Raw genomic sequence first — 12,932 nt, forward strand, 5'->3', positions numbered from 1 at the left:
CAGTTTGTTATCATATGAGAGTTTATGGACTTCCAGCACCGCCGTATCCGGTGAGGGTGCTATAGCAAAAGGAGGATACCCAATGCTGTCTGTTGACGAGCAAATGCGTATCATCACCTCGGGCGCCGCGCAGATCGTTCCCGAGGCCGACCTTCGCAAGAAGCTTGAGAAGGGCGAGCCCCTCAACATCAAGCTCGGCGTCGACCCCACCAGCCCCGACCTGCACCTGGGCCATGCCGTGCCGCTGCGCAAGATGCGCCAGTTCCAGGACCTGGGCCACAACGTTACCCTCATCATCGGCAACGGCACCGCGCTGATCGGCGATCCCTCGGGCAAGAACTCCACGCGTCCGCAGCTTTCGCAGGAGCAGATCGAGGCCAACGCCGAGACCTACGTGAGCCAGGCCATGAAGATCCTGGACCCCGAGAAGACCACCATCGTGCACAACGGTGACTGGATCCTTTCGATGGACCTGGCCGGCCTGCTGCAGGTGTGCTCCAAGTTCACCGTTGCCCGCATTCTTGAGCGCGACGACTTTACTAAGCGCTACCAGTCTCAGACGCCGATCGCCCTGCACGAGTTCCTGTACCCCGTGATGCAGGCCTTCGACTCCGTTCAGATCAAGGCCGACGTGGAGATGGGCGGCACCGACCAGCTCTTCAACCTGCTCGCTGGTCGCGAGCTCATGGAGAAGATGGGTATGGAGCCCCAGATCGCGCTCACCATGCCGCTGCTCGAGGGCACCGATGGCGTTCGTAAGATGTCCAAGTCCTACGGTAACTACATCGGCCTGACCGACGCGCCCAAGGATATGTTCGGCAAGACCATGTCCATTCCCGACGAGATGATTGGCAAGTACTACCGCCTGGCGAGCTCGCTCACCCCTGCCGAGGTCGACAAGATCGACGCCGCCCTGGCCGATGGCTCCGCCGACCCCTACGAGCTCAAGCGCGCTCTGGGCCGCGATCTGTGCGACACCTACCACGGCGCCGGCGCCGGCGACGAGGCTCAGGCCGAGTTCGACCGCGTATTCAAGGAGGGCCAGCTCGCCGACTTCCCCGAGAAGCACGTTGAGCTGACCGTCAACGACGAGGGCCAGATCTACCTCGCCGGCCTGCTCAAGGACCTGGGTCTTTCGGCGAGCGCCGGCCAGGCTCGTCGCGATATCGACGGCGGCGGCGTCAAGATCAACGGCAAGGCCGTGGCTCCCAAGAGCTATAACATCGATCCCAGCGCCCTCATGCTGGGCGACACCCTCTCCGTGGGCAAGCGCAAGGGCTTCAAGTTGATTTAGTTCCGCCGTTCTACCGAACGGCGGACCGGCCGACGCTGCGCGGGCCGCATTTGGACAATCTGACGTTCAACTTCAAGGGCGCGACCAGAAGGTCAGCGCCCTTTCGTTTCACGTCACCTTGTCTCAAATGCGGCCCGCTCGCTGTCGTTGCCAAAACATCGGCGCTTCCGTTGTTGGCACTTTGGGACATTCCTTGTCATTGGTGCAAAGCAACCTGTCTCCATTGCGCTGAGCGGCGTGTGCCGTTAAGCGGAAGGGGTGTTAGCGGGACTTCCTTTTGGGCATACAATGGCTATTGGTTTGCTGCGGTGAAGGTCTGTCCGCTCCGCAGCTTTTTCTACGGTTAAAGGAGTATGTATGTCCGTTGAGGTCATGAGGTCTGTGATCGAGGCTGCCGAGGGGCGCGTGCCCGTCGACACGCTGTTTACCAATGCGCAGATCGTCGACGTGTATGGCCAGCGTGTGGCGCCCGGTAGCGTTGCCGTCAAGGACGGTGTGATCGTCGGCGTGCTCTACGATGGTCGAGACGATGCCGCTGGCACCTACGAGGCAACTGAGGTCATCGACTGCCAGGGTCGCTATCTCGCTCCCGGTTTTATTGACGGGCATCTGCATATCGAGTCTTCGAACATCCGTCCCGCCGAGTATGCTTGCATGGCCGCGACGCGCGGTACTACCACCGCCATTGCCGACAGCCACGAGATTGCCAATGTTGCCGGTCTCGACGGCTTGCGCTTTATGATCGAGGACGGCCGCCGCGCACCCATCTCCATCAAGTACATGATGCCTTCGTGCGTGCCCGCGCTGCCCGACGAGCAGGCCGGTGCCGTTATTTCGGCTGCCGATATGCAGGCGTTTTTTGCCGAGCATCCGGGCGATGTCTTTGGTCTGGGCGAAATGATGAACCTGCCGGGCGTCTTTATGGCCGACCCCGAGACCTGTGCTCGCATCGATGCTGCCAACCAGACGCCGTCCAAGCAGGTTGACGGCCACGCGCCGCTCGTTGCCGGTAAGGACCTCAACGCCTATGCCGCAGCGGGCATTATCGCCGACCACGAGTCGACGATTCCCGAGGAGGCACTCGACAAGCTGTCCCGCGGCATGTATGTGATGCTGCGTGAGGGCACGTGCAGCCACGACCTGGCCAATTTGTCCCCGATGCTGCTGGAGAACCCTGCCCGCGCCCGCCGCTGCTGCTTTGCGACCGACGACCGCGCTCCCTCCGATGCTCTTTCGACCGGTATGATCGACAATGCCTGCCGCGTGGCTATCGAGGCCGGTATTGACCCCGTGGTTGCCATCTCTATGGCGTCCCTGTCCACGGCTGAGGCATTTGGCCTGGACCACGGCTGTCGCGACCCGCATGAGCTCCGCGGCGCGATCGCCCCGGGCAAGCGCGCCGACCTGCTGGTGCTCAACGACCTGACGTTTGCCGCGGCTCCGCATCGCGTGTATGCCGCCGGTGCGCTCGTGGCACAGGACGGCACCTTTGTGGGCGAGATTGCACCCGAGATGGCCGAGGTTGCGGCCCTTGCCGATGAACTGCGCGCCTCCGTTAAGCTGCCGAATCTTTCGCTCGACGTATTCGACTATGCCTTTAAGCCGGGCGAGGCCGTGATTGACGTGGTGCCGGGCAAGGCCATCACGGGCATGGCTCGCCCCGAGAGCGCCGAGGGCCTGCGCCGCATTATGCTGATCGAGCGCCATGGCCGCGGCGTGTCGCTGCAGACCGAGGGTGCCGATGGCGACGGTCCCGCCGGCCTGGGTCTTGTCGGCAAGCATATCGGTCGCGGCTGGGTGCGCGGTTTCACCATCACCGGTGGTGCCATTGCCTCCACGATCGGCCATGACTCGCACAACGTGTGCGTGGTGGGCGACAACGCCGCCGATATGATGGCTGCTGTCGAGGCCGTGGGCCAGGGCGGTCACGTGCTGGTGCGCAACGGCGAGGTCGTGGCGCGCATTCCGCTGGCGCTCGGTGGCCTTATGAGCGAGGGTACGGCCGAGGACGTTGCCGCGCAGCACGATGACTTTATGGTCAAGGCGCGCGCCATGGGTATTGAGCCGCCGCTCGACCCCATCATGGGCATCATTTTCCTGCCCCTGCCGGTCATCCCGACGCTCCGCATCCGCCCCGAGGGCATGTTCGACGTCACGACCTTCACCTACGCCGACTAGTCATCGGGGACGTTCTTAAACGACTAGTCATCGGGGACACTCTTTGGCGGGCTGCCTGACGCCGCGACCGTAGGACCTCTGGCATGTGTGAGCTATTTGCCAGGTCCTTGTAACGTTTACGCCCGCGGAGTCTTATTTGAGCTCCTTTTGGGTACGGTGATTTTGGATATACGTCCGATTCCATCAAGCCCGAAGGGAGCTTTTCTATGTTTAAACTGATTGCATCCGATATGGACGGCACACTGCTTGACGAAAACGGCCAGGTGCCTCCCGAGACCTACGAACTGATTCTGGCGCTACACGAGCATGGCGTGCATTTCGCCGCATCGTCAGGTCGTCGCTACGATCGCCTGTGCGAGTTCTTTGCACCTGTTCGCGACAAGATGGACTTTGTCGCCGCTAATGGCGCCCAGGTCTATGCCGACGGCAAGATGGTGGACCGTGAGGTGTATTCGCACCTGGCGATTCGAAGGCTCGCCCAAGCCGTCAGGACGTTTCCCAATCTGCATCTTGCGCTTTTTGACCGAACCAAGTCCTTCTTGCTCGATGATGAGTGCAAGTTCGTGCGCGAGGTTGATAAGGACCTTCCCAATGCCGAGCGCATTTGGGAGCTGCCCGACCCCAGCGTAAATATCATCAAAGCGAGTATCTTTTGCGACGACGGTGCCGTTATGGACAGTGCGTACGTGCTACAGCGCGAACTTGGTCAGCTCTTTACTTTTGCGCCTTCGGGTAACGCGTGGATCGATGCCATGCAGCCTGGTGTGTCGAAGGCCTCGGGTATCGCGCAGCTCGCGGAGCATTACGGCATTGGTCGCGACGAGGTCATGGCGTTTGGCGACTCGATGAACGACTACGAGATCATTCGCTTTGTCGGCACGGGCTGCGCGATGGAAAACGCGCGCCCCGCGCTCAAGGCGGTGGCCGATCGCGTCGTAGGCTGCAACCGCGACCACGCCGTTCAGCATGAGCTCCGTCGCGTGCTGGAGAGTCTCTCCTAATCCGGCAGATGGGGACGTTCCTTTTCTGCCGACAGTGGGGGGGGGACAGTCTTTGCAGCTTTTTGCGAAGAGTGTCCCCAACGACTAGTCGTTTAAGAACGTCCCCAATGACTAGGCGAGGGCGGCCATGATGGTGCGGGCGACACCGTCGTGGTCGTTGTCGTATTCGGTGATGGCGCCGGCGGCCTCGCGGTCCTCGGGCTCGGCGTTGATCATGGCCATGCCGTGGCCCGCTGCCTGCAGCATGGGAATGTCGTTGATGTTGTCGCCGAAGGCCCAGGCGTCGGCGAGACGCTCGCCCAGGTGCTCACATAGCCACGTGAGGGCCGTCCCCTTGGTGGCGCCCTCACCCATGACCTCGATATTCATGGCGTACGAACGCGTGACCTCGATGCCTTCGAGCGTGTCGAGCGCCGCCGCGATGGCGTCGCGATCGGCCGGGTCGTGCCAGTACATGGCGATGCGTTCGAGCGTCTCGACTTCGTCGATCTTGCTGTCGATATCCATGTCGATCGGTGTTCGTGTGCGCTTGAGCGAAGCCGCGATGTGGGGGTCACCGCCGCAGAACTCATCCAGGCGCCCGTAAAGCGAGCGGGGGAGGAAGCACTGTCCATCCGCGAAGATATCGAAGGTCACATCGTGGCCGGCGGCAATGCGATGGATGCGATGGGCAATGCCGCAATCGAGCGGACGGCTCAATATGCACGTGGCGCGCGAGGCGTCGGTGGGCACATCGTCGTCGAGCTGCCAGACGCTGGCACCGTTGGCGCAGACCGCGTAGTGCACGGCGGGATGGGCGAGGATGGGCTCAAAGATGCCCGACAGCGGACGTCCCGTGCACGGTACAAACTCAATGCCGCGACGTGCGAGCTCGTCGAGCATCACCCAGGTGGCGTCGCTCATCTGCTTGTCGCTCGTCAGCAGCGTTCCATCCATATCGGAAAAAACAATCATTCGATGCAGCCCTTTCTGCTGGCATAAAAAGCGTGGCCGAGGGCGGTGATGCCCTGGCCACGCTCGAGTTCTATAACGGTCCGTGTCCTAGCGGTCGGCGAGCGGCTTGTACTCCAGCGGCTCGATTACCGGACGGTATGCCGGGCGGATGATGCGATGCGCGCAGAAGAGCTCTTCCATGCGGTGCGCTGACCAGCCGGCCATGCGGGCGACGGCGAATAGCGGCGTAAAAAGCGTCTCGGGCACGCCGAGCATCTTGTAGATAAAGCCTGTGTACAGGTCGATGTTGGCGCAGATGGGCTTGGTCATGCCGTGGTCGCGCATCACCTGCGGTGCCAGGCGCTCGATGCGCTCGATGAGTGCGAACTCTTCGCCCAAGTCCTTCTTGGCTGCCAGTGAGCGCGCGTAACGGCGGCAGACCTCGGCGCGCGGGTCGCTGAGCGTATAGACGGCGTGGCCCATGCCGTAGATGAGGCCGGTGCCGTCGAAGGCCTGCTTGTCGAGGATCTTGCCCAGGTAGGCCGCGACCTCGTCCTCGTCCTCCCAATTGGAGACATGCGCACGGATGTCCTCGTGCATGGACACGACCTTGGCGTTGGCGCCGCCGTGGCGCGGGCCCTTGAGCGAGCCGATGGCCGCGGCGTAGGCGGAATACGGGTCGGTGGCCGAGGAGGACAGCACGCGGCAGGCAAACGTGGAGTTGTTGCCGCCGCCGTGCTCTGCATGCAGCATGAGCATCACGTCGAGCAGCATGGCCTCATCGCGGGTGAACGCCATACCGCCGCGGAGCACCTGTAGGATGGTCTCGGCGGTGGAGAGGCCGGGCGTGGGGTGCGGCACGTGAACCTCGGAGCCGCGAAGCTTGGCGATCGAGGCCATGTGTGCGAAGGCGGCGATGCGCGGGAGACGTGCGAGCATGGAAATAGCCACGTCGATCTCATGCTCGGGCGTAATCACGTCGGGCTCGGCATCGAAGGCGTAGAGCAGCAGCGCGGCGCGCTGGAGCACGTTCATGATGCTCGACGACACCGTGGTCATGGGGAACTCTTTGACGTATTCGCCGCTCAGATGCCTAAAGGCGCCCAAGCGCTCGCAAAAGCCGTCCAGTTCTTCCTTGTTGGGCAGCGAGCCCGTGATAAGCAGATAGGCGACTTCTTCGTAGCCATAGCGATTCTCGGCCTGGGCATTGTTGACCAGATCCTCGATGCTATAGCCGCGCAGCGTGAGCTTGCCCTGATCGGGCACGACCTTTCCGTCGACCTTGTTGTAGCCGTGCACGTCCGAGATGCGGGTAAGGCCCGCGACCACGCCCGAGCCGTCGGCATTACGCAGGCCGCGCTTGACGTTATGCTCGACGAACAGACCCTCGTCATACGGATTAGTCGGCATGCCGTGGTAGAGGTTTTCGCTCTCGGGCGAAATCTGGCGGCTCGCCTCATAATCCAAGACCAGGCGGCTCAGATGGTCATCGAAGCGGTAGTAGATTTTCTTGGCGTCGTAAGCCATGCGCGCTCCTCTCGGGGCCGTGTGGGGGCGGCGTGCTTGGGTGCAGATGCGCCGGCCTGTTCCCGCACGGCCCGTTCGCTACAGGCGGTACATAAAGTTAAAGACGTCCTCGCGCTGGATGGACACGTTGACGCCCGAAAGCTCGCCGGCCTCGGCCAGCGCCTTCTGCAGCTCGGCGAAGTCGAGCTTGGACTCGGCGGTATCGGCCAGCATGGTCATGGTGAAGATGTCCTCGATAATGGACTGCGTAATGTCGCGGATGTCGACGTTGGCCTCGCCCAGAACGCGGGTGACGCCGGCGACGATGCCGGGGCGGTTCTTGCCAAGGACGGTGATGACGATACGGGAGGACGAGATCTCGGCCATGGGAAACCCTTTCGCGTGATTGCGGCGCGCGCGGGGCGCTCCGCTACGGTACAGTGTTCATCATTGTACCTGTCTGGCGCAAAAAAGGCGCGCTCGCTGCGGCGTTACATGCCTGCAACATGAGCGTAAGGGGGAAGGCCGCACGGGGAAGAGCCGTCTGGCGCGTGTCCGGCTCGTGTTGGGTTGATTTCCGATCTCAGCCGAACACATTGAGCGGACAGGCCGTTCCCGCAGTCAGCCGAACGCCTCCGACGGCTGATTCCGAACTGGAAGCGGGCGGCGTCCCTATCGGACCACCGTGACCTCAGTTGGGATGGGCCCAGCACTGCCGCGTACTCGGTGAGCTAGAGCCAACTGTTCGTCTTCACGTCGCGTATGGCGATATTTCGGTCGTCCGGCTCGGTGATGCCGTAGCCGAACGCCTGGAGCGTCTCGATGGACTCCTGGGATCCTCTGTTGGAACATGGGACCCGGATCGACCCTCGGCCCGAGGTGCCCGCGCCAAAGGCACGGCGTGGCGCGCAGCATGTTATGGATTTTGGAGATGGGCTCGATGTCGGCGTAGACGTTGAGCGTCGCCATGGCGTCCTTGTGGCCGAGGATCGATTGGAGCGCCTTGATATCGCCGCCTTGGCGGATCCACTGCGTTGCGAACGTGTGGCGAAGGCCGTGGAACGTGATCAGCTCGTCGTTGGTGCCCATGAGGCCGTTGGTCTCCGAGAACGTCTTGAACGCCCTGCGGATATAGCTTGTCGTCGCGAAGGTCGCGCCCGGCTCCGACAGGATGTAGCAGTCCCCGATCTCGACCGCCCCGGTTAGGCCGCGCAAGCGCAGCTTTCCGCAGTCGATCTCGTGGGTCTCCTTCAGGAAGGGGAGTAGGCCGACCGGGTCGATGGGGATACCCCTGGCGTCATGGGTCTTGGTGTCCTTGATGAACGAACCCATTCCCTTCGCGTACGCCACCGAGTGTCTGATCGAGATCAGGCCCGTCTCGAAATCCACATCGCACCACCGAAGGCCGCAGACCTCGCCGATTCGCATCCCCGTGTGCAGGGCGAGTACGACCGCCCTCTAATCCTCGGCGGACCAATCGAGTCCGAACTCCTTTCGGGCATCCTCTTCGCTCATGACTTCGAGAAGGTCTCCGGGTTGGCAACGAAGGGCGAGGCATAGCTGCTCGAGTGTGTTGAAGCGAATGCCGCGAATATGCCCTTTTTTAATACGGGACAGGTTCACGGGCGTGGTTCCAATCCTTTCGGCAAGTTCGTTCGAGGAAATCTTTCGCTCGGCCATGATCTTGTCGAGGCGAACAATTACGGGCATGGCGTTTCCTTACGCAATCTCGTCGGAGTCGAGGTACAGCTCTCGGGCGTACAAGAAGAGCTGGGAAAGCATGAACAGGACGATGCCGAGAACCAGAGAGGTCCAATCGAATGATGAAGCGATCTCTTGGGCGCCGACGGCCCCCTCGCCGCCAAACATCGAAACGGAGGTTTTGAGTGAGCCGGCGTAGAGGCTGGTGGCAGCTTGAACAACGAAGAGAATGCCGAGCACCTTCAAGCATGTCGCAGACCCTTTCTTGAAGGGGTCTCCGCTCTTGATCGTCCACACGAGAACGGCGCTGAGGATGGTCGTGGCGATACCGATGACGGCAGGGACCAATGTCGAGATCGCAAGGGCTGGATACGCGGGGGAGTCTGCAATTACAGGGTTGTCGAGCACTTCGATTGCTGGCTTTAAGGAGAACGCCACTTGTGCGATGGCGGTGGCGCAAAGGGTCGCAGAGGCTATCGCACATGCGATGCGGAAGGAATGAAGCCGGGGAGTGCGATTGTCGGAACTCATAATAACCTCCGAAGAATTTAAAAAACTCAGGTTACTTTTTAACAGTTTATGTTAAATTGACTTTGCCGGCAAGTAATCACAGCGTGCTGCAACCGAAACCCCTCTAGATTGGAGAGGATTATGTTCAGTACTGTTAAGTCGTGTAAGCTCTTGGTTTTCCTCGGTCTCGCTCTTTGTCTGTTGCTGCCGGGAGCCCCCGCTTTTGCGGATACCCCGATGCCTCCTTCCCAGGAGAGCAGCCAGTGTGCCCTCGTTGAGCCCCTCGGGTATACGGACGACGTCGTCGATACCTACTGGAGCTACAGCTGTCCTCGCGGCGTAAGCGGGCACAGCATCTCGATGTTCAACATCTCTTACAAGACGATCTCCTACCGAAATGGCTATCGCCGATCCGCGCATCATAGGGAATCCCGCCTCGCTGCAATGTGCTCCTGTGGTGTTCTTGGCACAACTGATAAATGGCAATTTGTCTATAGCACCTACTAGATGCGAGGAAGGGCCGAGCATTTTGTTCGGCCCCTCTGTTCCGACTGGATGAGGTTAAGGTTGGCGATGAATATGCTCAAAATCTCGAAGGCGATCTTTAGGTCGCTTCTCTCCTCCAGGTCGCTCTGTGTTGTCGTTGTTGCGTTGATGGTTCTTTGTGCTCTGCCCGTCTTCAGGAGCGCGGCTGGCATTGACGGACGGGTCGAATACCTCGAGTCGGGAATAACCCGTGTTGAGCAGGAATTGTCAGCATCCTATGCGGATGCGCTTGTGAATGCGGGGGAGGACGGTGTCTATACCTCTTCATCAAGCATGCCCGCGCTTCTGTACCCTCTTGCCGCGGGACGTCTTATCTTGGCACCGCTCTCTCCCCTACTTCCGTTTCTGCAGATATCGGATGGAGAGTACACCTATTATGACGGATCGAAGGAGTACTTGCTATGGGTCGCAACGGCCGTTGCCGTCTCGTTCCTTGCCGCGCGTCTTAACAAACGTGAAAAGCTCATCATCCAGGCACCGATGGGCGAGCTGGGTAGACTTGTTGCATCGAGCGTATGGGCGAGTGTTTTTGCAATGCTTGCCGTCCTCGCCATCAATCTTCCAGGGATAATCGCCGCGCTTGTGAAGAATGGCCCGGGCTCGCCGTTCTATCCGATAGGCTACATTCAATATGCGACTCCGGTTATCAAACCGGCTTGGCTGGTGTTCGCGCAGACGGCCATCTTGCAATTCTTGGTGGCAGCGTTCATCTCGCTTGTCGTTCACCTTGCCGTGAAGATTGCCAATAACCCTACGCTTGGAATCGTGTTCGTATGTGCCCTGATGGGGGTGACGATGGTTCCCGGGTATTACGGAAGATCCATCGCTTTACGTGAGTTCGCCCTGTTGAATCCCCTTACGTATGCGAACACTGAGTTGACCGTCGGCGCCTATAGCCCGTACCCGACAACGCAGATAGTGAATCTACCTGGACTTTGCTTCGAGCGTGGCGCGATTGCCCTCGTATGCGCAATCGGGATCGAGGTGCTGGCAATTAGCCTGCTTTGCGTTGCTGGAAAGAGCGGCTGCGCGTGCCCGATATCCCCGATTTGTCTTGAGAGAGGTTCCTTCACTGCATCGAGAACGGCAACTCGTTCGAGCGCTTGTGCCTCCGCCGTTGCATACGTAAGAACGATGGGGAAACTGCTCCTGCGTTCTCCTACCCTCGCCGTATGCGCGATTGCAATGTCGACGACGATGCTGGCCCCGGCTCTGGTCGAGATGTTTCCTGACGCTGATAACGTTTCCGCTGTTTGGTATAGGGATGGGGAGCTCCGTTCAATAGATCGGTATCTAGAGCAGAACGCTGCGAATATGGACGTCGAGGGCAAAGCGGCCCTGGAAGACATGCGGGATGCTCTTTCGGGTTTCGTGTACGCGCCTATGCCTGCGGAGGGGTTTCGAAGCCTTGCGACGTACGAGCGCGCTCGAGGTGAGCTGGGCGCGGCAGATGCGACTCTCCTGCAATCGATCGGAGTCGAGCCGGAGACTCCTTCTCGTGCGGAGGCGCGCGCCCTTCTGCTTGAGTCGATCGCGAGCTTGCCGGACCCCAAGGTTTACGAGTTAAGTACGAAGATGCCCCCATTAATCCTCCTTTCGTATCTCCAGGCAGCGCTTCCCTCCTTATTTTTGCTGTTGCCCGTGGTTGTCACATCGCTCGCGTGCACCCACCTGCAGTGTCGTTCCCTTCTGGTTCTCCAGATCCCCGCAACAGCGCATGTGCGTTTTCTGACGGCTGTTGCGCTGGCTCTCCTGCTTGGCTTGGTGCTGCTTTTGGTGTCGATGGTTCCCGCTGTCGTTGTGTCCGTGATTAAGAACGGTGCGGGTGGATCGGAGTATCCCGTCGCTCTCATTCGGGCGGGAGCTTCGACAACGTCCATGGTGGGGGAGGCGGTGTTGTGCAGTATTCCGTTGCTGGTCATGGCATACGGCGTGATTTCCGTCGTCGCTGCGTTGACAGCAGCGATTAGCCGCAACCCCGTTGTCACCGGAATGGTTTGCGCGGTTCTCTTGGTGTTGGGTTCGTTGAGCGCTCATGTTGAAAGCGTGGGCATGGGCGTCGCGCTGCTGGCTCCATTCGCCTCGTTTGATCCCGCTTCCCAGGTGGGGACGATTGGGTTCCTTGGGCGAGGGACGAACGCGATGCCTTTTGGAGAGGTCGTCGGCGCATCGGGCGCTCTGCTGGTGGTCTTGGGCGCCGTATCTCCGTTGATGGTGCGCCTGAGTGTTCCAAAGATCGAAAGGGGATGATCTCGATGATTGACCTTCAAACGCTGACGATCTCTTATGGAAAGAAGGTGCTCGTAGATTCGGTGAACGCTGAGTTTGCCCCGGGTACGGTCTACGGTCTCGTCGCTCCGAACGGGCATGGAAAGACGACGTTGCTGCGTGCGATGGCAGGTTTGCCGGGTCCTCGCGTGGACGGGAGCATCGTTCTGGATGAGGTGCAGGGTACGGGTGCGAGAGAGGTCCGTTCTATGATCTTCTATGCACCTGGTGAGGGGACGCTGCTGTATCCCGGATTGCGTGCGGAAGATCACCTCAAGATGGTTTGCGATATGTGGCCGCATACTCGCGATATCGAAGAGATAGTGGAACAAACGCAGATAGGCGAGTTCGCGAAGATGAGGATCCGCACTCTGAGCCAGGGCATGAAGCAGCAGCTTACCCTGGCGATTGCGTATGCGACGGGCGCGCGGTACCTTCTATTAGATGAGCCCATGAACGCGCTCGACCCCAGCAGGGTGGACTTGCATTCCGAGATTCTCAGGAAGCTGGCCGATTCTGGTACGTGCATCATCATGTCATCCCACATCTTGGATTCGGTCGATAGGCTGTGCGATGAGATTCTGTTTTTGAAGGATGGGAGGCTCATTAGAAGCATTCCGCAAGATGATGCTGCGCCGAAGTCTCCTGGATCCCATTTCGCAAAGCCTGCCGGACGCGCCGAGGGTGCGCTAAGCACGTATCGGCGACTCTACGAAAAGGGCGGGTAGAAATGCAAGTTAAAAATCTATGTGGCCAATGTGATACCGTTGAACCAGCATATCGATACCGCTCAGCCATTCGCCTCGCCCCCGTCGCACGTATCTTCATCCGGTCTGTTACTTTTAATCTAACAATTCTTTGAGGAACGTAGGTGCTTCTAAATGTACTGTCGACTTCTTCTCAAACTAATCCTAAGAGACAAGGCCGTATGGATCTCTACGCTCGTTCTCGCTGCAGCCTTCTCCATCCCCATTGCGTTCAATTCACCCATCTAC

General features: G+C 60.0%; 11 protein-coding genes. 5 read left to right on the forward strand and 6 right to left on the reverse strand.

Going from position 1 to position 12,932, the window contains the following annotated elements; all coding sequences use genetic code 11:
• Positions 1–82 precede the first annotated feature (82 nt).
• The 3 genes from tyrS to ABCN01_RS00365 all read left to right on the forward strand — a co-directional run bounded on the left by tyrS (position 83) and on the right by ABCN01_RS00365 (position 4,473).
• Complete coding sequence (gene tyrS / locus ABCN01_RS00355; RefSeq protein ID WP_342996445.1) at positions 83–1,294, forward strand: tyrosine--tRNA ligase; 1,212 nt, start codon at positions 83–85, stop codon at positions 1,292–1,294.
• Between the two features lie 357 nt (positions 1,295–1,651).
• The gene (locus tag ABCN01_RS00360) at positions 1,652–3,472 is read left to right on the forward strand and encodes an adenine deaminase (protein ID WP_342996444.1); all 1,821 of its coding nucleotides are present in this window, start codon (positions 1,652–1,654) and stop codon (positions 3,470–3,472) included.
• A 206-nt stretch (positions 3,473–3,678) separates the two neighbouring features.
• On the forward strand, positions 3,679–4,473 hold the full coding sequence (locus tag ABCN01_RS00365; protein ID WP_342996443.1) for a Cof-type HAD-IIB family hydrolase: 795 nt from the start codon (positions 3,679–3,681) through the stop codon (positions 4,471–4,473).
• Between the two features lie 111 nt (positions 4,474–4,584).
• Here the strand turns inward: ABCN01_RS00365 and ABCN01_RS00370 are convergent, their stop codons facing one another.
• The 6 genes from ABCN01_RS00370 to ABCN01_RS00395 all read right to left on the reverse strand — a co-directional run bounded on the left by ABCN01_RS00370 (position 4,585) and on the right by ABCN01_RS00395 (position 9,144).
• Positions 4,585–5,427: a Cof-type HAD-IIB family hydrolase gene (locus ABCN01_RS00370; protein WP_195521204.1), complete on the reverse strand. Its 843-nt coding sequence runs from the start codon at positions 5,425–5,427 to the stop codon at positions 4,585–4,587.
• 87 nt (positions 5,428–5,514) lie between these two features.
• Positions 5,515–6,933 (reverse strand): citrate synthase, encoded by a 1,419-nt coding sequence (locus ABCN01_RS00375; RefSeq protein ID WP_342996441.1) that lies wholly within the window; start codon positions 6,931–6,933, stop codon positions 5,515–5,517.
• Positions 6,934–7,011: 78 nt separating this feature from the next.
• Entirely contained in the window at positions 7,012–7,299 is a 288-nt protein-coding gene (locus ABCN01_RS00380) for an ACT domain-containing protein (RefSeq protein ID WP_006235289.1), read from the reverse strand.
• A gap of 285 nt (positions 7,300–7,584) precedes the next feature.
• Positions 7,585–8,352 carry a site-specific integrase gene (locus tag ABCN01_RS00385; RefSeq protein ID WP_342996463.1) on the reverse strand — a complete coding sequence of 256 codons (768 nt, stop codon included), beginning with the start codon at positions 8,350–8,352 and terminating at the stop codon, positions 7,585–7,587.
• A gap of 18 nt (positions 8,353–8,370) precedes the next feature.
• Complete coding sequence (locus ABCN01_RS00390; RefSeq protein ID WP_006235292.1) at positions 8,371–8,622, reverse strand: helix-turn-helix domain-containing protein; 252 nt, start codon at positions 8,620–8,622, stop codon at positions 8,371–8,373.
• A gap of 9 nt (positions 8,623–8,631) precedes the next feature.
• Positions 8,632–9,144: a DUF2975 domain-containing protein gene (locus ABCN01_RS00395; RefSeq protein ID WP_006235293.1), complete on the reverse strand. Its 513-nt coding sequence runs from the start codon at positions 9,142–9,144 to the stop codon at positions 8,632–8,634.
• Positions 9,145–9,696: 552 nt separating this feature from the next.
• On the opposite strand from ABCN01_RS00395, the gene ABCN01_RS00400 reads away from it, so the two are divergent.
• Together ABCN01_RS00400 and ABCN01_RS00405 are read left to right on the forward strand one after the other, a co-directional pair.
• Positions 9,697–11,919, forward strand: coding sequence for a hypothetical protein (locus ABCN01_RS00400; RefSeq protein ID WP_343014139.1), 2,223 nt, complete (start codon positions 9,697–9,699; stop codon positions 11,917–11,919).
• Positions 11,920–11,924: 5 nt separating this feature from the next.
• On the forward strand, positions 11,925–12,665 hold the full coding sequence (locus ABCN01_RS00405) for an ABC transporter ATP-binding protein (RefSeq protein WP_342996439.1): 741 nt from the start codon (positions 11,925–11,927) through the stop codon (positions 12,663–12,665).
• Positions 12,666–12,932 lie beyond the last annotated feature (267 nt).

Origin of the sequence: Collinsella aerofaciens (assembly GCF_039062365.1) — a bacterium.
Classification (GTDB): domain Bacteria; phylum Actinomycetota; class Coriobacteriia; order Coriobacteriales; family Coriobacteriaceae; genus Collinsella.

Coding starts and splice junctions, on each gene's coding strand:
- tyrS (WP_342996445.1), top strand. CDS start 83: ATGCTGTCTGTTGACGAGCAAATGCGTATCATCACCTCGGGCGCCGCG.
- ABCN01_RS00360 (WP_342996444.1), top strand. CDS start 1,652: ATGTCCGTTGAGGTCATGAGGTCTGTGATCGAGGCTGCCGAGGGGCGC.
- ABCN01_RS00365 (WP_342996443.1), top strand. CDS start 3,679: ATGTTTAAACTGATTGCATCCGATATGGACGGCACACTGCTTGACGAA.
- ABCN01_RS00370 (WP_195521204.1), bottom strand. CDS start 5,427: ATGATTGTTTTTTCCGATATGGATGGAACGCTGCTGACGAGCGACAAG.
- ABCN01_RS00375 (WP_342996441.1), bottom strand. CDS start 6,933: ATGGCTTACGACGCCAAGAAAATCTACTACCGCTTCGATGACCATCTG.
- ABCN01_RS00380 (WP_006235289.1), bottom strand. CDS start 7,299: ATGGCCGAGATCTCGTCCTCCCGTATCGTCATCACCGTCCTTGGCAAG.
- ABCN01_RS00390 (WP_006235292.1), bottom strand. CDS start 8,622: ATGCCCGTAATTGTTCGCCTCGACAAGATCATGGCCGAGCGAAAGATT.
- ABCN01_RS00395 (WP_006235293.1), bottom strand. CDS start 9,144: ATGAGTTCCGACAATCGCACTCCCCGGCTTCATTCCTTCCGCATCGCA.
- ABCN01_RS00400 (WP_343014139.1), top strand. CDS start 9,697: ATGAATATGCTCAAAATCTCGAAGGCGATCTTTAGGTCGCTTCTCTCC.
- ABCN01_RS00405 (WP_342996439.1), top strand. CDS start 11,925: ATGATTGACCTTCAAACGCTGACGATCTCTTATGGAAAGAAGGTGCTC.